Source organism: Natronoarchaeum mannanilyticum (genome assembly GCF_039522665.1).
GTDB lineage: Archaea > Halobacteriota > Halobacteria > Halobacteriales > Natronoarchaeaceae > Natronoarchaeum > Natronoarchaeum mannanilyticum.
The window spans coordinates 159,236-178,556 of record NZ_BAAADV010000003.1 but is presented as its reverse complement, the minus strand read 5'-3'; the positions used below and the strand labels follow the sequence as shown (position 1 = coordinate 178,556).

At 69.2% G+C, this 19,321-nt stretch carries 19 protein-coding genes; 13 read left to right on the top strand and 6 right to left on the bottom strand.

Annotation, left to right across the window (positions count from 1 at the left end; translation table 11 throughout):
* Positions 1 to 46: 46 nt before the first annotated feature.
* A complete protein-coding gene (locus ABDZ81_RS09365; RefSeq protein WP_343773699.1) occupies positions 47 to 1,435 on the bottom strand; it encodes an MFS transporter in 1,389 nt (462 codons plus the stop codon).
* Positions 1,436 to 1,610: 175 nt separating this feature from the next.
* Here ABDZ81_RS09365 and ABDZ81_RS09360 point away from each other — a divergent pair, with 175 nt between their 5' ends.
* The 3 genes from ABDZ81_RS09360 (at position 1,611) to ABDZ81_RS09350 (ending at position 4,510) form a co-directional block, all read left to right on the top strand.
* Entirely contained in the window at positions 1,611 to 2,567 is a 957-nt protein-coding gene (locus ABDZ81_RS09360) for a succinylglutamate desuccinylase/aspartoacylase family protein (RefSeq protein WP_343773697.1), read from the top strand.
* Positions 2,567 to 3,715, top strand: coding sequence for a pyridoxal-phosphate dependent enzyme (locus tag ABDZ81_RS09355; RefSeq protein WP_343773696.1), 1,149 nt, complete (start codon positions 2,567 to 2,569; stop codon positions 3,713 to 3,715). Before ABDZ81_RS09360 ends, ABDZ81_RS09355 begins: the two co-directional genes overlap by 1 nt.
* Before the next feature lie 69 nt (positions 3,716 to 3,784).
* Positions 3,785 to 4,510 (top strand): phosphatase PAP2 family protein, encoded by a 726-nt coding sequence (locus ABDZ81_RS09350; RefSeq protein ID WP_343773695.1) that lies wholly within the window; start codon positions 3,785 to 3,787, stop codon positions 4,508 to 4,510.
* A 51-nt stretch (positions 4,511 to 4,561) separates the two neighbouring features.
* Here the strand turns inward: ABDZ81_RS09350 and ABDZ81_RS09345 are convergent, their stop codons facing one another.
* On the bottom strand, positions 4,562 to 5,866 hold the full coding sequence (locus tag ABDZ81_RS09345; protein ID WP_343773694.1) for a TiaS agmantine-binding domain-containing protein: 1,305 nt from the start codon (positions 5,864 to 5,866) through the stop codon (positions 4,562 to 4,564).
* 132 nt (positions 5,867 to 5,998) lie between these two features.
* Between ABDZ81_RS09345 and ABDZ81_RS09340 the strand changes: the two genes are divergently transcribed.
* Positions 5,999 to 6,160 (top strand): hypothetical protein, encoded by a 162-nt coding sequence (locus tag ABDZ81_RS09340; protein ID WP_343773693.1) that lies wholly within the window; start codon positions 5,999 to 6,001, stop codon positions 6,158 to 6,160.
* A gap of 28 nt (positions 6,161 to 6,188) precedes the next feature.
* Here ABDZ81_RS09340 and ABDZ81_RS09335 read toward each other — a convergent pair whose 3' ends face one another.
* Positions 6,189 to 7,526, bottom strand: a complete 1,338-nt coding sequence (locus tag ABDZ81_RS09335) for a hypothetical protein (protein ID WP_343773692.1) — start codon at positions 7,524 to 7,526, stop codon at positions 6,189 to 6,191.
* A 167-nt stretch (positions 7,527 to 7,693) separates the two neighbouring features.
* Complete coding sequence (gene tmk / locus ABDZ81_RS09330; protein WP_343773691.1) at positions 7,694 to 8,296, bottom strand: dTMP kinase; 603 nt, start codon at positions 8,294 to 8,296, stop codon at positions 7,694 to 7,696.
* 129 nt (positions 8,297 to 8,425) lie between these two features.
* Between tmk and ABDZ81_RS09325 the strand changes: the two genes are divergently transcribed.
* The 7 genes from ABDZ81_RS09325 to cofG all read left to right on the top strand — a co-directional run bounded on the left by ABDZ81_RS09325 (position 8,426) and on the right by cofG (position 15,325).
* Positions 8,426 to 8,653 (top strand): hypothetical protein, encoded by a 228-nt coding sequence (locus ABDZ81_RS09325; protein ID WP_343773689.1) that lies wholly within the window; start codon positions 8,426 to 8,428, stop codon positions 8,651 to 8,653.
* Between the two features lie 78 nt (positions 8,654 to 8,731).
* Positions 8,732 to 9,619 carry a complex I NDUFA9 subunit family protein gene (locus ABDZ81_RS09320; protein WP_343773688.1) on the top strand — a complete coding sequence of 296 codons (888 nt, stop codon included), beginning with the start codon at positions 8,732 to 8,734 and terminating at the stop codon, positions 9,617 to 9,619.
* Between the two features lie 281 nt (positions 9,620 to 9,900).
* Positions 9,901 to 11,079, top strand: coding sequence for a tubulin/FtsZ family protein (locus tag ABDZ81_RS09315; protein WP_343773962.1), 1,179 nt, complete (start codon positions 9,901 to 9,903; stop codon positions 11,077 to 11,079).
* Complete coding sequence (locus ABDZ81_RS09310) at positions 11,057 to 11,860, top strand: DUF4398 domain-containing protein (protein WP_343773687.1); 804 nt, start codon at positions 11,057 to 11,059, stop codon at positions 11,858 to 11,860. Before ABDZ81_RS09315 ends, ABDZ81_RS09310 begins: the two co-directional genes overlap by 23 nt.
* A gap of 39 nt (positions 11,861 to 11,899) precedes the next feature.
* Positions 11,900 to 12,514, top strand: coding sequence for a 2-phospho-L-lactate guanylyltransferase (cofC, locus tag ABDZ81_RS09305; protein WP_343773686.1), 615 nt, complete (start codon positions 11,900 to 11,902; stop codon positions 12,512 to 12,514).
* Positions 12,515 to 12,615: 101 nt separating this feature from the next.
* On the top strand, positions 12,616 to 14,085 hold the full coding sequence (locus tag ABDZ81_RS09300; protein WP_343773685.1) for an amidase: 1,470 nt from the start codon (positions 12,616 to 12,618) through the stop codon (positions 14,083 to 14,085).
* 88 nt (positions 14,086 to 14,173) lie between these two features.
* Positions 14,174 to 15,325, top strand: coding sequence for a 7,8-didemethyl-8-hydroxy-5-deazariboflavin synthase subunit CofG (cofG, locus tag ABDZ81_RS09295; RefSeq protein WP_343773684.1), 1,152 nt, complete (start codon positions 14,174 to 14,176; stop codon positions 15,323 to 15,325).
* 31 nt (positions 15,326 to 15,356) lie between these two features.
* Here cofG and ABDZ81_RS09290 read toward each other — a convergent pair whose 3' ends face one another.
* Both ABDZ81_RS09290 and cofH read right to left on the bottom strand, forming a co-directional pair.
* Entirely contained in the window at positions 15,357 to 15,950 is a 594-nt protein-coding gene (locus ABDZ81_RS09290; RefSeq protein ID WP_343773683.1) for a DJ-1/PfpI family protein, read from the bottom strand.
* An 83-nt stretch (positions 15,951 to 16,033) separates the two neighbouring features.
* Positions 16,034 to 17,422, bottom strand: a complete 1,389-nt coding sequence (cofH, locus tag ABDZ81_RS09285) for a 7,8-didemethyl-8-hydroxy-5-deazariboflavin synthase subunit CofH (RefSeq protein ID WP_343773682.1) — start codon at positions 17,420 to 17,422, stop codon at positions 16,034 to 16,036.
* Positions 17,423 to 17,908: 486 nt separating this feature from the next.
* Here cofH and ABDZ81_RS09280 point away from each other — a divergent pair, with 486 nt between their 5' ends.
* Together ABDZ81_RS09280 and ABDZ81_RS09275 are read left to right on the top strand one after the other, a co-directional pair.
* Positions 17,909 to 18,934, top strand: coding sequence for a phosphoribosylaminoimidazolesuccinocarboxamide synthase (locus tag ABDZ81_RS09280; protein WP_343773681.1), 1,026 nt, complete (start codon positions 17,909 to 17,911; stop codon positions 18,932 to 18,934).
* A gap of 96 nt (positions 18,935 to 19,030) precedes the next feature.
* Entirely contained in the window at positions 19,031 to 19,219 is a 189-nt protein-coding gene (locus tag ABDZ81_RS09275) for a DUF7576 family protein (RefSeq protein WP_343773680.1), read from the top strand.
* Positions 19,220 to 19,321: the final 102 nt, after the last annotated feature.

The following is a 19,321-nucleotide window of genomic DNA, read 5'->3' as shown; positions in this document are numbered from 1 at the left end:
GGCGTCGGTGCGCGTTCGGCATCGGCGTCCGGCGCGTGACTCTCGATCAGGCCCCGTTCCCGTCGGCGTAGGTCCCGAACTCCTCGCCGAACGCGACGAAGTACGCCGTGCCGGCCAGTCCGATCGCGGTGGCGACGCCGAACGCCACCGTCGGACTCCCCTCGAACAGCGTCGCTCCGGTCAGCGGGTTCGAGAGTCCCGCCCAGAGCACGCCGCCGAGCAGCCCGCTCGGAATGACGACGACGTTCCGGAGGAGGTAGTACGAGCCGGTGACACGCCCGCCGGCGCCCCGCTCGGCGGGACCGACGATCAGCGCCTTGTGGGAGGGGAGGCCGGCGAAGCGCAGCCCCGAGAAGGCGAAGATCGCGACGAGCGCGGCCGGGTTGGCCGGCGCGGCGATCAGTACGATCGGGAAGACGGCGTACACCAGAAAGCCGGCGGCGACGACGGGCTTCAGCCCGACGCGCTCGGCGACCTTCGCGGCCGGTACCATCACCAGCAGCGCGACGGCCATCTCGACGCCCAGCAGATAGCCGAAGAAGGCCGCCGGCGAGAGGTCGATCCCCCACGTCCCCAGCGGGGTCGAGAGCGTCGTCGCGACGCCGACCTCCAGAAACTGCGTCACCACGAGGATGAAGAAGGCGTACACCATCCCGTTGGCAAAGCGGACCAGAGTATCGCCGATCAGCAGCGGCCCCAGCTCGTCGGGCATCTCGCGGAGGTCCGCGCGGATCCGCTCGATCCCCTCGAAGCTCCCGCCGATCGAGTCCTCGCTGGCGTCGTACAGGCAGTGCTGGGCGAGCGTGCCGACGACGCCGAACGCGACCGCCACCGCGAGCACGTACTGGAAGCTCGCCGTGAAGTCCGGATGCAGACCGAGCAGCGCCGCGGCCAGCACCGGGCCGATCAGAAAGGCCGTCCGCCGAAACGTCTCGGTGCTGGCGAACCCCGCCGCCAGTTTCGACGGCTCGGTCGCTTGCTTGACGACCGCAAAGGTCGCGCCCAGCCCGAACGACTTCCAGGCCTGCGCGAGAAAGAGCCCGACGAAGATCCAGACCCACGCCGGGATCGTCGCTCCCGGCAGCGAAATCGCGCCGAGTTGCGGCGCGACGAGCCACAGCGCGAAGCCGAGCGTCGAGAGCAAGCCGAACAGGGTGAGCGCGTACCGCGAGCCGATCCGGTCGGAGACGGCGCCGCCGGGGTAGGGGTAGATCGCAGAGATGACGTTGCCGACCGTGGTGTAGGCGCCGACGACGAGGCCGCCCCCGCCCAGCGCGACCAGGTACTCCGGGAGGAACCGGCTGGTCATCTGAAACCCCAGCGAAAAGGCGAACATCGCCACCGAGAGCACCAGCACGTCCCGTTCGAGCGCGAGGAACTGTCGAAACGGGTCGAACATATCCGGCTCCTCGCCCTCGGCCGGTTCGGTCGTCATCTGCGCTGACGTGCGGACGCGTGGAGGAAAATAGATTCGGCTTCCGTTGGCTGTTCGAGTTCTGCGGCCGGCAGTCCGCGGTCGGCATCGAACGCCCGACGAGGTCGAACTCGCCGGGGCTGACGGGGTGCCGAGACCGAACCGCTAAAGAGCGTGGGGCCGCCCAGTTGGTGTAATGACAACGCTGGGAACGGCCAGTGCGGCCCCCGGTGAGATGGACACCGGGCGGCTGCAGGTCGGCGAGAGCCGGGACGGGAGCCCGGTCGGGCTCCCGGTCGCCGTGATCAACGGCGCCCGGGACGGCAAGCGACTCTACGTGCAGGCGGCGAGCGACGGCGACGAGCTCAACGGCGTCGGCGTCGTCCGGCGGGCGGTACCTCAGATCGATCCCGACGAGCTGGCGGGCGAGATCCTGATCGTCGGCATCGTCAACTACCACGCCTTCCAGGTCGCCGAACACCGCAACCCGATCGACGACACGAAGATGAACCGCGCGTACCCGGGCGACGAGAACGGGACGTCGAGCGAGCGCATCGCGAAGGCGACGTTCGACGCCGCGGTCTCGGCCGACCTGGTGATCGACCTCCACCAGGGATCGACCAGCCGGATGATCGACGAGACGCGGGTGCGCTGCGGCTCGCGCCACCGGCTCCACCGCGAGTGTCTCGAACTCGCCAAGACGTTCGGCTGCGGCTACATCCTCGACCAGAAGGGCCCCGACGGCCAGCTCGCCCGCGCGGCGCCCGACGAGGGCGTCCCGACGATCGACCCCGAGCTCGGCGGCGCCGTCGGCTGGGACGAGCACAGCATCGAACTCGGCGTCGAGGGCGTGTTCAACGTGCTGCGGGAGTACGGCTTCCTCGACGGCCAGTCGGAGATCGAGGCCCAGGTCCGGGCGTCGGGCTTCGAGCAGTTCGGCGCACCTTCGGGCGGCCTCGTCGACTTTCAGGTCGACCTCGGCGAGCGCGTCTCGGCCGGCGACGCGCTGTTTACCGTGACCGACGTGTTCGGCACCGAGAAAGAGCGGGTGACCGCCGACAGCGACGGCGTGTTCTGGCGCACCCGGCGGCTCCCGCAGGTGGCGACCGGCGAGTACGTCTGCTCGGTCGGCACCAGCGTGGACACGTACTGATGGTCGCCGACCTTCGCTGCCGGGACTGCGGGCGCACCTACGCCGCGAGCGCCGACGAGCCGTGGCGCTGCGACTGCGGCCACCCGCTCGACTACGCCGAACCTGCGCTCCCCGACCGCGGCTCCGCGCCGGCGCCGAAGGCGCTCGACCGCGATCTCGGGCTGTGGGCGTTCCAGTCGTTCCTGCCCGAGGCGCCCCTCGTCACGCTCGGCGAGGGCTTTACCCCGCTCGTCGACGCCGACGACTGGGACGCCGCGTTCAAGCTGGAGTACCTGTTCCCGACGGGCAGCTTCAAGGACCGCGGCGCGACGACGACGCTCTCGCGGGCGGCCGCGCTCGGCGTCGACAAGGTCGTCGAGGACTCCTCGGGCAACGCCGGCGCCGCGATCGCGACGTACGCGGCCCGCGCGGGCATCGACGCCGACGTGTACGTCCCCGACGACGTCAAGCAGTCCAAACTGGTGGCAATCCAGCGGGCGGGCGCTAGACCTGTGCGGATCGAGGGCGACCGCGAGGCCGTCACCGAGGCCTGCGTCGCCGCGGCGTCCGAGGGAGACGCGTACTACGCCAGCCACGCCTGGAACCCCGCGTTCTACGCCGGGACGGCGACGCTCGCCTACGAGATCGCCGCCCAGCGCGACTGGTCGGCGCCCGACGCCGTCGTGCTTCCGCTGGGCCACGGCACCCTGTTCCTCGGCGCGTACCGCGGGTTCCGTGCGCTGCGCGAGGCCGGCTACGTCGACCGGGTGCCGAAGCTGCTGGCCGGACAGGCCGCCGGGTACGCTCCGATCGCGGCCGAACTCCACGCCGACGACGATGACGACGAGCCGGGCAATCGGCTGACGACGGCCCTGGAGTCGTCCGAGGACGTCCCGACCAACGAGATCGCCGACGGGATCCAGATCGCCGAGCCCGCCCGCGAGGCCCAGCTGTTCGACGCCATCGCCGATTCGGGCGGCGACGCGATCGCGATCGACGGCGACGCCGTCGAGGGCGAACTCGACCGGCTCCACCGCGCCGGCTTCTACGTCGAGCCGACCAGCGCGGTGGCGACCGCGGCGCTGCGCGAGTATCGTCGCCGCGGCGTCGTCGCGCCGGACGACGACGTCGTCGTCCCGCTGACCGGCAGCGGGATGAAGACGCTCTGACGCGGGCCACTCCCACCTCCTCGCCGGTAGCCGCGGGACCTTTGTGTTGCGGCCGCTAACGCTCGCCCGATGACCAGAGGCATCGGCGCGTTCGACGCGATCGAATCCGTGCTCCCCGACGCCGTCGCCCTGCTGGCGGCGCTGGCGACGCAGCTGGGCGACGTCTGGTTCGTCGGCGTCCTGCTCGTGGGGCTCCACTGGTACGCGGACGACGAGATCGTCGATCGGAACGCCGTGATGACGGTCGCGGGACTGACGATCGGCGCGCTGGGGCTCGCGTTCGCGCTGAAGTACGCCTTTACGCTCCCCCGGCCGCCGACCAGACTCGCCCGGCCCGACCAGTTCCCCGGACTCGTCGAGCCGCTGTACGTCGCGACCGGCACCGCCAGCAGCTACGGGTTCCCGAGCGGTCACGCCGTCACCTCGACGGTCGTCTACGGGCTGCTCGCCCAGCGCCTCTCCGTCCGGACGCGCCGGTGGCGCTACGGCGTCGCCGCAGCGATCGTGACGCTGGTCTGTGCGACCCGGGTCGTGCTCGGCGTCCACTATCTCGTCGACGTCGTCGCCGGGGCGGCGCTGGGGGCCGCGTACGTCGCGGGCACCTGGTACGCGCTCTCGCAGGTCGACGACGCCGCGACCGCCGCGTTCGGCATCGCGACCGGGATCGGCGTGGTCGCGCTCGCGGTGATCGGCGTCACACCCGACAGCGTCGCGCTGCTCGGAACCGCGTTCGTAGGCCTGGCGTGGTGCCTCGGAATGCGGCGTCGGGACGCCGCGGCGGCGTCGGCGTCGTGAACTGTCGACCGCCGAGCGGCTAGCCGCCGAACAACGGACCGCCGAACGCAATCACCGCTCGGGGTGGATCGGCGCGTCGAAGCCGCCCCGAACCAGCGGTTTCGCCACGTGGCGCCGAGCGCAGGGCGGCACCTCGTACCACCCCTCTTGGAGCTCCCGATCGACACGCCGCTCGACCTTCCCGTCCCGACTCGTCCCGCAGTCCCGGCAGCGGTACCCCTGGTCCGCGCCGGCGCTCTTCATCGATCGGCCGCAGTCGGGGCAGTCCGGCGTCGCGAGTTCGGCGTCGTTCAGGTCGCGGATCGCGAACTTCTCTAGCTTGAGCGTCCCGTCGCCGACCTCGCCGCAGGCGGTGATCCGGTCGCCGACCCGGAGCGCGCGCACCCGGTCGCGGAAGCGCTTGGTCGGCTCGAACGCCGCGCAGTCGAGACGGACGTCGGCGTCGCTCTCGGCGCCGGCGCTTTCGTTGCCGTCGGCGCGCTCGATGGCGAAAAAGACGTGTCCCCCCTCGCGCGTCTCCGGCGGCTCGACGACCGCCCCGTCGACGCGGTAGGATCGGCCGTCCTCGACCGCTCCGAGAGCGGCGTCCCGAAGGTGGGCGTCGGTCCCCTGATTGGTGACGAACAGTTGGGACGACTCGACGGGCTCGCTCTCGATCCCCGCGGCCACAGTTCGAATCGCCTCGGGGTCGTCGCCGCGGATGCCGTGGAGGATCGGTCCCGGCGCGCGGGGAACGCAGACGGCCTGGCCCTCGACGCGATCGACGGTGTCCCAGGCCTCGGGGTACCGTTCGTCGGCGGCCGCGAACACCGAATCGAGGTCGACGTCGCGCGGCGTCCCGCGGCGCGCTCGCTCGCGGTAGCTGACGTGCTCGTAGGTCCACTCCTCGAAGGCCGCCCAGGCGCCGACCGCGGCGAGGGCGCCGATCTTCCCGCGGGCGTTCTTCCAGCCGGCGCTCTCGTAGCCCTCCCGCTCGATCAGCGCCTCGGCGTCTGCAATCTCGTGGTGGTCCCGGACCGCCGCGCGGGCGAACGCGGCGACGGCGTCGGGCGCCGCGTCGGGATCGTGGTCGGCGACGACGAGGCCGGGGTTCGTCCGCGGATCCTCGACTTCGGCGCTGCCGGCGATCAACTCGCGTGCGATCTCGAAGCCGCGTTCGGGATCGACGTCCGCGTGGACCGCCAGCGCGGCGTTGCCCCGCGTCTTGTGCTCGACGGCGGGGTTCAGGCGCACGAGCAGGACGCGCTCGACGGCGCCGCCCGCGGCCTCGATCTCGGCGGCGAGGCGGCTGGCGGCGTAGGTCGTACACATCCCGCGCTCGCGGGAGTCGGTGTCGTCGATCCCGATGACGGTCATTCGCGTCGTCGTAGGTAGGTCGGCGTAACCAGTGTTGCGCCTCGGCGGTGCCTGCGCCGGTGTCGGCGTCGACCGACCCGGTCCCGGCGCCGCGGGACGCCGCTTTTACCGCCGCGCCGCCTTCGGTCGCGTATGGGAGCGACCCACCGCTGTGTCTGCGGCGCGACGCTGCGCTACAGGCAGGATCTCGACAGGGAGCGCGGGACGGTCTCCTCGACCTGGAAGTGCAAGGACTGCGGGACGCCGGTGCCCGGCGTGGTCGCCGAACGGATCAGCCACCAGCATCCCACATGAAATCGACTCGCGGAGCGGAGCTGCCCGCTTACTCGCTGACGGTCGCGGTCGAGGCCACTTTGGCGGCGCCGATCGTCGACTGGGAGGCCACGTCGCCGGCCGCGTACCGCTTGCTGCCGCCATCCTCGGAGATGATGTACGCGGTGTGGAGACCGCCGACACCGCCGTCGTCCGGGAGGTCGAACGTGATCGACTCGCCGTCGAGTCCGCTCACGTCCTCGGCGCCCGCGACGATGCGGTCGTCGCCGCTGCGGTACGTGACGAGCACGAAGTGTTTCGCCGGCGCGGTCGCCGTCAGCGTCACCGTCCCCTCCTCGAGCGCCTGGTCCTCGAACGAGACGGACGCCTCGGGGTTGTCGGCCCCGGAGACGGTCGCCGTCGCGGAGGCGGTCACCACGTCCGCGGTGGCGTCCGAGAGCGCGTCCCCGGGCACGTAGAACTGGCTGCCGTCCGCGTTCGCGAGGACGTGGGCCGTATGCTCGCCGGGGACGCCGTCCCGATCCACGACGTCGACGACGCGCGTCTCGCCGTCGAGGTCGCTGACGTCGTCGGCGCCGGCGACGACGGGCACGCCGTCCCGGTCGTAGGTCAGGATGACGAAGTGGCCGTCGGGGGTGGTGAACTCCATCTCGACGCCGCTGCCGCTGCCGAGCGCCTGATCGGCGAACCCGACCTCGGTCTCGGCGTCGTCGCCCTCGCCGGAGACGAACGCGGTGTCGGCGACCGCGACGTTGCCGATCGTCTCCGCGGTGAGCGCGTCGCCGCCCTCGTACCCGCCGGCGTCGCCTTCGAGGAGGTGAGCCGTGTGAGTGCCGGGGACGCCGCCGTCATTCTGGAACCGGACGGCGACGCCCTCGTCGTCGAGATCGGTCGCGTCCGCGGTCCCCGCCACGACGCTGTCCCCGTCGGCGCCGTAGGTAACGAGGAGCGCGTACTCGCCGGGCGTCGTCGCGCTGACGTTCACGCCGTTGCCCTGAAACGCCTGATTGTCGAACGACACCGCGGGGTCGGGGCCCTCGGTCGCTTCGCCGCCGGCGTCCTCGTCGTCGGAGCCTTCGTCACCGGATGTGGCCGTCGAACTGTCGGGATCGTCGGAGCCGTCGTCGGCGCCCGAACCACCGCCGAGGACCCCGCCGAACGCCAGCGCGCCGGCGCCGGCGACGCCGCCGACGCCAAGCACGCCCAGCGCCGCGCGGCGGCTGATCGACGAGTCGTTGCCGGAGTCGTCGCCGGAGTCGTCGGCGTCGTTCTCGTCGTCTTCGTCCCCGTTATACAGCACCGAGTCTTCCGGTACTTCGGTCGGCAGGTCCTCTTCGGCGTCGTTCGCGCTCGGTTCGGTATCGTTCGTGTCGTCTCTCGAATCCATGGATGATCGTACTCGACTGGCGGGTAATCTCGTCACCTGCACCAGACGGTCTCTTACCGGCAACTTCTATCAATAGGAAAGTAAAAGTTGCGAACAAATTTTTCATCAAACGTTCATCGCGCACGATATATGTCGTAATTATTGGGGAACGTAGCTCCCCGGTCACGTCAGGGGGCGCCGTTCGCCTCGTCCGAGAGGATCTCCGCGACGGCGGCCTCGACGCGTTCGAGCACGACCTCCGGCGGTTCGGTGGCGTCGACGCGCACGAACCGGTGGGGGTCGGCGTCGATCAGTCGCTCGTAGTTCTCGCGGACGCGTGCGAGATACGAGTCCTGCTCGAACTTGTTGGTCTTCCCGCTGCGCCGGGCGGCCGTCTCGGCGTCGACGTCGAGGTAGATCGTGTAGTCCGGCGGCCGGGTGAACGGCTCGTGGATGCCGCGAACGTAGTCCATCGCGTTCGGAACTTCCCCGTCGAGTGTCGCCCCCTGGTAGGCGTACCGGGAGTCGGAGTACCGATCCGAGATCACCAGTTCGCCCCGGTCGAGCGCCGGGCGAACCGTCTGCGCGAGGTGGGCGGCGTGGTCGGCGGTGTACAGAAAGAGCTCGGCCAGCGGGTCGGCGTCGTCGTCCTCGATCGACCGCTGGACGGCCTCCCCGTACCACGTGTTCGTGGGTTCGCGAGTGAAGACGGCGTCGGGGTAGACGTCCTGTAGTGCCTCCCAGACGGTCGTCTTCCCGCTGCCGTCGATCCCTTCGAGCGTGAGCAGCATACCACCGGCTTTCGGCCCCCGGATCAACTGTCTGTCGGAGGCCGCTCGGGAACCGACTGCCCGAGGCCGCTCGGCACCCGGTTGTCGGCAGAACGACTTTGTAGCCCCTCTCCGACTGTTGGATAGTTAATGTTAGAGCGAGCCCCCGAAACCTTCCGTTCCGTCGATCGCTACCTTCGCGAACACGCGCTCGCCTACGCCGCAACGCTATTCGTGGTGACGGCGCTGGTGTGGGCGATCACCGGAACTGCACTGGGCGATGCTCCCGGGACGGCGGCGATCGAGGGCGTCGCTTTCGGCGTCACCTTCGCGGCGGTCACTCTGGTCGGTCGCCGCGTCATTTCTACGAGCGAATAGTGCGCATCCGGCGTCCCGGGAATCCACGATACGGCCGCCTCGATCACCTTTATGCTCGTGCGAACACACCTTTGAACTATGAACGTTCTCGTCGTCGGCGGGACGGGCTTCATCGGCCAGAATCTCTGCGTCGAACTGCACGACCGCGGACACGACGTCACGGCGCTCTCGCGGGATCCCGGCGACGCCGAGCTGCCCGACGGCGTCGACTCGGTCGCCGGCGACGTGACGGCCTACGACTCGATCGAGGGCGCCTTCGAGGGGCAGGATACGGTCGTCAACCTGGTCGCGCTGTCGCCGCTGTTCAAGCCCCGCGGCGGCGCGGGCCACGAGAAAGTGCACCTCGGCGGCACCGAGAACGTCGTCGACGCCGCGGAGGAACACGGCGTCGACCGGGTGGTCCAGATGAGCGCGCTCGGCGCCGATCCGGACGGCTCGACCGCCTACCTCCGGACGAAAGGGCAGGCCGAGCAGGTCGTCCGGGACGCCCCGCTGGACTGGGTGATCGTCCGGCCGTCGGTCGTGTTCGGCGAGGGCGGCGAGTTCGTCGGGTTCACGAAAATGTTGACGACGCCGTACGTCACCGGACTACCGGGCGGCGGGAAGACGCGGTTCCAGCCGATCTGGGTCGGCGACCTCGCGCCGATGCTGGCCGACTGCGCGATCGACGAGGATCGGGCCGGCGAGGTCTACGAGATCGGCGGCCCCGAGGTGCTGACGTTGGCGGACGTGACCCGGCTCGCCTACCGCGCGGAGGGCAAGTCGGTGCGCGTCCTCCCGGTGCCGATGGCGCTCGCCAAGATCGGGCTGACCGCTGCCGGCCCGCTGCCGTTCGTCCCGATGGGACCGGACCAGGCCAGGTCGCTGCGGATCGACAACACGGTCGTCGAGAACGATGTTACGGCGTTCGACGTCGACCCGGACGATCTCACGACGCTCTCGGAGTATCTCGGCCTGTCGGGATAGCGGCGACGCGACCACCGGGCTGGCGCGCGCATTCGAGGCGAGGAATCGCGTCGCCGCTGGGCGGTTCGTCGCTCTTTACTTAAAACGGGGCCTGGTTCCTGTTTTATATAGCACAACTGCAGGCGCTAAAGTAATCGTTCTGAAACGCCAGTAAAACGCGGTCGGGGCGCCGCAGTCTTGCGATTAAAACCTGCTGATCGGTTGCGATTTACCTTCCCCATCACAAGGCTTATATCCTTAATGACTCTGTTCTCATGCCAACGGAGACCCGGATACCAACAATGAAACTGGCGATGATCGGCTTCGGACAGGCGGGTGGGAAAATCGTCGACAAATTCTTGGAGTACGACGAGCGCACCCACAGCGGGATCGTCCGGTCCGCGGTGGCGGTTAATACCGCCAAGGCGGACCTGATGGGGCTGGAGAAAGTTCCCCAGGAAAATCGAGTCCTGATCGGACAGTCCCGCGTCAAGGGACACGGCGTCGGCGCCGACAACGAGCTCGGCGCCGAGATCGCGGAGGAGGACATCGACGAAGTCCAGGGTGCCATCGACGGGATCCCGGTCCACGAGGTCGACGCCTTCCTGATCGTCGCGGGGATGGGCGGCGGCACCGGCAGCGGCGGCGCCCCCGTCATCGCGAAGCATCTCAAGCGGATCTACACCGAACCCGTCTACGGGCTGGGCGTGCTGCCCGGCAGCGACGAGGGCGGGATCTACACGCTCAACGCGGCTCGCTCCTTCCAGACGTTCGTCCGGGAGGTCGACAATCTGCTCGTGTTCGACAACGACTCCTGGCGACAGTCCGGCGAGTCCGTCGAGAGCGGCTACGAGGAGATCAACGACGAGATCGTCAAGCGCTTCGGCATCCTCTTCGGCGCCGGCGAGATCAACCAGGGCGACGAGGTCGCGGAAAGCGTCGTCGACTCCAGCGAGATCATCAACACGCTGTCGGGCGGCGGCGTCTCGACGGTCGGCTACGCTCGCGAGGAAGTCGAGAACAGCGGCGACGACAGCGGTCTGCTCTCGCGCTTCACCGGCGGCGAGGACGACCAGGTCGACACGGCGCACACGACCAACCGGATCACCAGTCTCGTCCGGAAGGCGGCGCTCGGCCGGCTCACGCTGCCCTGCGAGATCGACGGCGCCGAGCGCGCGCTGCTGGTCATGAGCGGTCCGCCCCAGCATCTCAACCGGAAGGGGATAGAGCGCGGGCGGAAGTGGCTCGAGGAGCAGACCGGCAGCATGGAGGTTCGGGGCGGCGACTACCCGGTCCCCGACTCGAACTTCGTGGCCAGCGTGATCCTCCTGTCGGGCGTCACCAACGTCCCCCGCATCAAGGAGCTCCAGCAGGTTGCCATCGAGGCCCAGGACAACATCGAGGAGATTCGCCAGGAAAGCGACGATAATTTAGAGACGCTAGTCGAAGATGACGACGATGAACTCGAACCACTATTCTAAGCTCGGAACGCTGCTGCTCGTTTTCGCGGTCGCGGTCGCCGCGGTCTCCCCGGCGGCAGCTGTCGCATCGGTCGACGCCGACGGCGTCCCCGAAGAAGCGGAAGTCGGAGAGGAAGTCTCAGTAACGTACACGCTGTCTGATCTGTACGCCGGCGACACGCCGTCCGACTGGACGCTGGAGGGGCAGACGAACCTGACCAACGCCAGCTGGACCGTGACGGCCTACGGCGTCGACGGCGACCAGATCGCCGACTCGCAGAACTTCGGCGGCGACTCGTTCGACTACGCGGTCAGCTCCAGCGATGACATGGACGAGATCGAAGTGACCGTCATGGGGACCGTCCCCGAGGTCGCCGAGTGGAGCTACGAGCCCGAGGAGCGGTTCACCGTGACCGAGTTCACCGAGGTCCGATCGGGCGGCGGCACCACCACCATCGACAGCTACGACGCCCACCACTACACCGCCGATAGCAAGGAGGCTCGCAACGCCATCGAGGACGCCGAAGCCGCGATCGAGGACGCCGAAAGCAACGGCGCCGACGTGTCGGCCGCCCAGGACGCTCTCGACAACGCCGTCGGCTTCTACGAGAACGGCGACTTCGACCGCGCCGTCCAGAACGCCCAGGACGCCGCCGACGAGGCCGAGAGCTCCCAGTCCAGCGCCCAGACGCGCAGCATGCTGCTGTACGGCGGCGCCGGGCTGGTCGCGCTGCTCGTGCTCGCCGGCGTCGGCTACCTGCTCTACCAGCGCCAGGGCGACGACTACGACAAGCTCGGGTAACTCCGGAACTCCCTTTTTCCCGCCCGTCGAAGCGAGGGCATGCGCGTCCTCGTCCCGTTCGACGCCGAGCGCCCGAAGACTCGCCTCGCCGACCTGCTCGACGAGCGCGAGCGCTCGGCGCTCGCACGCGCGATGCTCGACGACGTCCTCGCGGCGGTCCGCGCCGCCGGCGGCGAGCCGACGGTGCTCTCGACGGCGCCGATCGACGTCGACGCGCCCGTCCGGGTCGACGACCGCGCGCTGACGCCCGCCGTCAACGACGCTCTCGCAGACGCCGCTCCCGAGTCGCCCGCCGCCGTCGTGATGGCCGATCTGGGCCTCGCGACCGGCGACGCGCTCGCGGATCTGTTCGACGCCGACGCCGAGGTGGCGATCGTACCTGGACGCGGCGGCGGGACGAACGCGCTCGTCGTCCGCCACCCCGAGTTTCGCGTCGACTACCACGGGCTCTCCTACCGCGACCACCGGCGGATCGCCGCGGAGATCGACGCCGACGTCGCGGTCGTCGACTCCCACCGGCTGTCGACGGACGTCGACGAGCGCGCGGATCTGGTCGAGTTGCTGTTGCACGGCGACGGCCGTGCGACGGCGTGGCTTCGTGACGCCGGGTTCGAGCTGGCGGTCGAGGGCGGTCGAGCCGGCGTGCGCCGATAGGATTCTCGGGCCGACGCGGCGCGGTCGCGCGTCGTTTCGGGCGTCGATGGGATCGTTCGGGACTGCTAGAAATTAGTGCTAGTATCGTGTCATCGTGACACATGGGGGAAGATAACCTCGCGTACACGTCAGCGACGGAGATGGCCGCCCGAATCCGGAGCGGCGACCTGACCGCTCAGGAAGCCGTCGAAGCCAGCTTCGAACGGATCCGGGAGCGCAACGACGACATCAACGCGTTCGTGACGCTGCTCGAAGAGGCGGCGATGGAGCGGGCGCGGGAAGCCGACGAGGCCGTCGCGGCCGGCGAGCCGCTCGGCCCGCTCCACGGGGTGCCGATCGCGATCAAGGACCTGTTCGACTTCAAGGCCGGCGTCCGCAACACGATGGGGTCGGCGCCGTTCGAGGAGTTCGTCCCCGAGGAGACTGCCACCTACGTCCGGCGCCTGGAGGAGGCCGGCGCGATCGTCGTGGGCAAGACGAACACGCCGTCGTTCGGCCACAAGGGGACGACCGACAACCTGCTGTTCGGCCCGACCAGCACCCCGTTCGACCTGGAGCGCAACGCGGGCGGGTCGTCGGGCGGTTCGGCCGCCGCGGTGGCCGACGGGCTGGTCCCGATCGCGCAGGGCTCGGACGGCGGCGGGTCGGTCCGGATCCCGGCGTCGTTCTCGGGCGTCTACGGGCTGAAGGCGTCCTACGGTCGGGTCGCGCAGGCGATCCGCCCGGACGCATTCCTCTCGCACACGCCGATGATCCACGCCGGGCCGATCGCGCGCACCGTCGAGGACGCCGCCCTGATGCTCGACGTGATGGCCGGTCCCGACCCGCGCGATCCGCTGTCTGTCCCAGACGAGGATCCGGACTACCGCGGCGCCGTCCACCGGGGCGTCGAGGGGCTCTCGATCGCGTACAGCCCGGACTTCGACGTGTTCCCGGTCGACGAGCGCGTCCGCGACGTGGTCGACGACGCCGTCGACGCCTTCGAGGACGCCGGCGCGACCGTCGAGCGGGTCGACCTCGGCATCGACGTCGACCAGCAGGAGCTGGCCGACATCTGGCTGCGCCAGATCGCCGGGCTCTACCACTCCGCGATCGAGGGGTTCAAAGACGAGGGGATGGACCTGCTGGGCGACCACCGCGACGAGATGGTCCCCGAGCTCGTCGACCTGCTGGAGGACACCCGCGACATGAGTCTGCTCGAGTACAAGCGCGACGACCACGTCCGGACGCGGGTGTACGACGCCGTCCAGGACGTCTTCGAGCAGTACGATCTGCTGGTGACGCCGACGCTGGCCGTCCCGCCGGTCGAGAACACCGAGGGCAAAGGCGGCACCGTCGGGCCGACCGAGATCGACGGCGAGGACGTCGATCCGCTGATCGGCTGGTGTCTCACCTACCCGATCAACTTCACCGGCCATCCCGCCGCCTCGGCGCCGGCCGGGCTGACCGACGACGGACTCCCCGTCGGGATGCAACTGATCGGCGACCGCTTCGACGACGAGACCGTGCTGGCGGCCTCGGGCGCGCTCGAACGGGCGAACCCCTGGCACGACCACTACCCGCCGCGGTAGCGCCGCGCCGCCGTCTGCGTTTCGACCTTGCCATTTCGTCCCGCCCCGAAGTCGAACCTTTATCGGGGAGCGCGCACTCCTTCCGATGATGATTCCGGGGGCCGAGGAGTACGGCGTCGACGTGACGATCGACGAGGCGGACGTGGCGTCGCTGCTCGACGTCGGTCCCGACGACGTCGATCCGGCTCCCGAACTGTCCTTCGCGCGGAACGTGTTCGTCCCGCTCACGACCGCGTGTCGGTACACCTGCACCTACTGCACGTACTTCGACCCGCCGGGCGAGGCGACGCTGATGAGCACCGACGAGGTTCGCGAAACCCTGCAGATGGGCGCCGACGCCGGCTGCACGGAGGCGCTGTTTACCTTCGGCGACGATCCGGACGACCGCTACGAACAGGTCCACGACCAGCTCGATTCGTGGGGCCACGACTCGATCCACGAGTACCTCCGCGAGGTCTGCGAGATCGCCCTCGACGAGGGACTGCTCCCCCACAGCAACCCCGGCGACCAGACCTACGAGCAGATGGCGACGGTCGCGGACGTCAACGCCAGCATGGGCGTGATGCTGGAGACGACCGCGGACGTCGACGCCCACGCAGGCCGGCGCCGGAAGAACCCCGGCCAGCGACTCAACACGATCAAAAATGCCGGCAAGCTGTCGGTCCCCTTTACTACCGGTATCTTGGTCGGCCTCGGCGAGGACTGGCGCGATCGCGCCGAGAGCCTGCTGGCGATCCGCGAGATGCACGAGCGCTACGGTCACGTTCAGGAAGTGATCGTCCAGCCAGTAGTGGAAAACGAGCGCTGGAGCGGCGGGTCTCCGGAGCTCGACACGATGCGCCGCGTCGTCGCGATGGCCCGCGCGGCGCTGCCCGAAGAGGTCTCGGTGCAGGTGCCGCCGAACCTCGCGCCGGCCCGCGAACTGGTCGACTGCGGGATCGACGATCTCGGCGGCGTCTCGCCGATCACGGACGACTACATCAACCCGGACTACGAGTGGCCCGCGCTGCGGGAGCTGGAGGCCGTCGCCGAGCACGGCGACGTCCCGCTCCGCGAGCGCCTGCCGGTGTACGAGCGATTCCTGCCCGAGGGGCTGCGGACCGACAGCTTCGCGGGCGAGCCGGCGCCGGGCGACGACTGGCTCTCGCCGACGATCCGGGATGCCATCGACGCTCAGGACGACGCCGGCGAGCGCTATCGCGGCGTGCTGGCCGGCGAGCCGGTCCCGGCGGACGACTGATGCGTCGCCGGAAGGAGTTTCGGCGTCCCGCTCAGTCGTCGCTCGCGGGCATCGGTTCGCCGTGCTGGACGTCGGTGCCGAGCACGTCGAGGAACTCCGAGATCCACTCGACGTGGTCGGTGAACACCCGGCCGGTCACCAGATTGCCGTCGACCGTGACGCCGTCGTGCCACTCGCCGCCGCCGGACTCGACTTCGGCCCTGACTGCCGGGTAGGACGTCAGCGCCCGGCCTTCGATGACGCCGGCCGCGTTGAGCAGCTGTGGCGCGTGACAGAGCGCCGCGACGGGCTTGTCCTCCTCGAAGAAGTGCTGCACGCACTCGATCACCTCGTCGTAGGTGCGCAGATACTCCGGCGCGCGCCCGCCGGGGATGACCAGGCCGTCGTACGCCTCGGCGTCGATGTCGTCGAACGTCGCCGAGAGCTCGAACGTGTGGCCCGGCTTCTCGCTGTAGGTCTGTTCGCCCGTGAAGTCGTGGACCGCGGTCGCGACGGTGTCGCCCTCTTCCTTGTCGGGACAGACCGCGTCGACCTCGTGGCCGACCGCCTGGAGCGCCTGGTAGGGGACGATCACTTCCCAGTCTTCCACGTAGTCGCCGACGAGCATGAGCAGGTCGTGTGCCATCTAATCACCCACGCTAGTCGTCCACGACCGCGATAAAATGCGTTCGCCCCGACGCGTCGTCGCCCCGCAACCGTTAGGCGACGTCAGTCGTCGGCGTCGATCGCCGCGGCGTCGTCGGCCGACTCGCGCTCGAACAGCGGCGTCCCGTCGGCGCGCGGCCCGAGTTCCGGCCCGAACGGCGGGTCGTCGGGATCGATCCGGCGGCGCTGCCGGTAGTCCGTCGAGCGCTCGACGGGGACTCTGCCGATCGAGGTGATCATCTCGACGTACTGCTCGAAGGTGCGGACCTCGCCGTAGTCGCCGCCGGCGCGCTTGGTGATCTCCTCGGAGAGGATCGTCCCCATGAAGTCGTCGGCGCCGCAGTTGAGTAGCTTCAGCCCGTGCTCGTCGCCGTACTTTACCCACGAGGACTGGATATGGTCGACGTTGTCCAGGAATAGCCGGCCGACGGCGACCATCAGTTCGTCCTCGTCGCGCGACGCGCCGCCCTCTACCAGTCCCTGCTCGTACAGCGGCGTGTTCTGGTGGATAAAGGATAGCGGGACGAACTCGGTGATCGCGCCCGTCCGGTCCTGGAGTTCTCGGATCCGCTGCAGGTGGAGCGCGCGGTGGGCCTCGTTCTCGACGTGGCCGTACATGATCGTCGACGTGAGATCCAGCCCGACGTTCGCGGCGGCCTCCATGGCGTCCATCCACTCCTCGGTGCCGATCTTGCCGGGGCAGATCACGTCGCGGACCTCCTCGACGAGGATCTCGGCGGCGGTGCCCGGCACGCTGTCGAGGCCGGCGTCTTTCAGCCGTCGGAACACCTCCTCGTAGCTCCAGTCGGTGCCCCGCTTCGCGTGGTAGGCCTCCTCGGGCGTCATCGAGTGGACGTGGACGCCGCCGACGCTCATCGCCGCGATCTGGTCGACGTACGTCCCCGGACTCGTCTCGTAGTCCGCGGGCGGTCGGTAGTTGACCTCCTTGGGATTCTCGGCGGCCTCGAGGATCTCGCGGTGCTCGTCGTCGAGCGCGAACGCCGGATGCAGTCCCGACACCGAGCAGACCTCGTAGACGCCCATCTCGGCGGCGTCCGCGACGATCTCGCGGGACTCGGCGGGCGTCTTGGTGAACCCCGGGTTCTCGCCGTCGTACTCGGTCTCGAAGCGCTGTGCGGCGTCCTTGAAGTTGCAGAACTTGCACCCCACGTTGCACGCGGTCGTGACGTTGTTGTTGAGGTTCGCGACGAACGTCACCTCCTCGCCGACGATCTCGGCGCGGCGCCGATCCGCGGCTTCCAGCACCCGCTCTTTCCGCTGCCGGTCGATCCCCTCCTCGTCCGTGCCGGTGGTCAGCAGTTCGATCGCGTCGTCGACCGACAGCCGCTCGCCGTCGCGCGCCTTCGCCAGCGCGTTCTCGAACGACTGGTCGGTCTCGGGGACGCGCTCGAACTCGACCTCGTCGGGCACGTCCCCCTCGCCCTTCTCCATCACGTATCGAACGACGGTCCACCGTTAAAAACGTGCGGTGATACCGGCTAGGATGGTGCGTTGTTGGACTGGCGTTCGCTGTTGCTCGTACGGTGACTACTACGCCCGAAGCCCTCGGCCGGCTCGGGGTTCCGGGGCTCGCTGCGCGCTTCGCTCCCTATCAGTCGCTCCAGTGCTTGCGTCGCCCGGGAACCGCCGAGCCGGCCTCGCCCTTCGAGTCCGCCAGGGGCCGGCTGATCAATCCAGGGCCTGGCGGACTCGAAGGGCGAGCGGTCGTCCGGGAAGCACGACGAAGCAAGCACTGGAAGGAGCGAAGCGACTGAAGCGCGCAGCGAGTCGCGCGACCGGACGGGCGCGAGGGCTTCGGGCGTGGTGTTCACGTCGTCGCCGTCGATCGATGCTCTCTTCGAAGCACGTCCACCTGATCCTAGTCCCCTTGCTCGAAATTTCGGCAGGTACATAGGCCGCCGATTCGGGAGTCCAACTATGACGAGCGTCAAGGAGTTCCGCGTCGAGGTCGAGCCCTCGGCGGGGGAGCTGGGCCGCGGCGCGTTCCGCTTTACCGACGACTACTCGGTGTTCGACTGGGGCAAGATGCCCGACGAGATCCCCGAGAAAGGAGAGAGCCTCTGCGCGATGGGCGCGTTCAACTTCGAGCTGCTGGAATCCGAAGGCGTCCCGACGCACTACCGCGGAGTGGTTCCCGGGGACGCCGACGAGGCCGTCCCGCTCGACGACGTCGACGCCGCGCCGCGCGAGATGGCGATCGACCTGACGCAGGTGCCCGACCTGCCCCACGACGGTCGGGATTACGACTACGACGCCTATCACGATCAGGCGGGCGAGAACTATCTCGTCCCCCTGGAGATCGTCTTCAGAAATCGCGTCCCCGTCGGATCGAGCCTGCGCGGGCGCACCGAGCCCGCCGACCACGACCTCGGGTTCGAGGAGTGGCCCGACGAGGCCGTCGACCTCGACGAGCCGGTCGTCGAGTTCTCCACGAAGTACGAGGAGTCGGACCGCTACCTCTCGCGCGAGGAGGCCGACCGGATCGCCGGCGCGGCCGATATCGAGGATCTCGAAGCCACCGCCCGCGAAGTGAACCGGATCGTCACCGAGCGCGCCGCCGAGGCCGACATGACCCACGAGGACGGCAAGATCGAGTGCCTGTATTTCGAGGGCGAGATCCGCGTCGCCGACGTCGTCGGGACGCTCGACGAGAACCGCTTTTCCTACGACGGCCAGCAGCTCTCGAAGGAGGTCATCCGGCAGTACCACAAGCGCACCCAGCCGGAGTGGGTCGACGCCGTCGACGCCGCGAAGGAACGCGCGAAAGAGGAGGACGTCGCCGACTGGCGTCCGCTCTGTGAGGTCCAGCCCGAGTCGCTCGACGACGACGTGATTCAGGTTGCGCGGGATATCTACGCCGCCGGCGCCAACGCCTACGTCGGCCGCGAACTGTTCGACGCGCCGCCGATCGAGGACGCCGTCGCCGCGGCGCGGGAGCTCTGAACGGTCGCGCGGTCGGAGCCGGCTCGGCGCGGCGAATTTTGCGATGCCGCCGGAAATGCAATCCTTATAGTGCGCCAGCACCCTCCCTGTGAACAAATGGTGGACCCGACATCGGAGCTCGAGGAGGACATCGACGAGGACGAGGCGCCGAACTGCGAGGTCTGCGGCGAGCCGATCGTGGAGGACCCGAACCACGTCGTCCGGACGCGGGTCGAGGACGGCAAGGCCTACCATCGCCACTTCTGTAGCGAGGCCTGCGCGGCGGAGTTCGACGACGCGAACTGACGGCGGCCTGCTCCCATCGACCGACGGCTTATTCTTCGCTCGGCGGTTGCTTCTCTCGATCGTCGTCTCGTTTCCGCTACGTTCCGGCGGCCATTCCTCTGC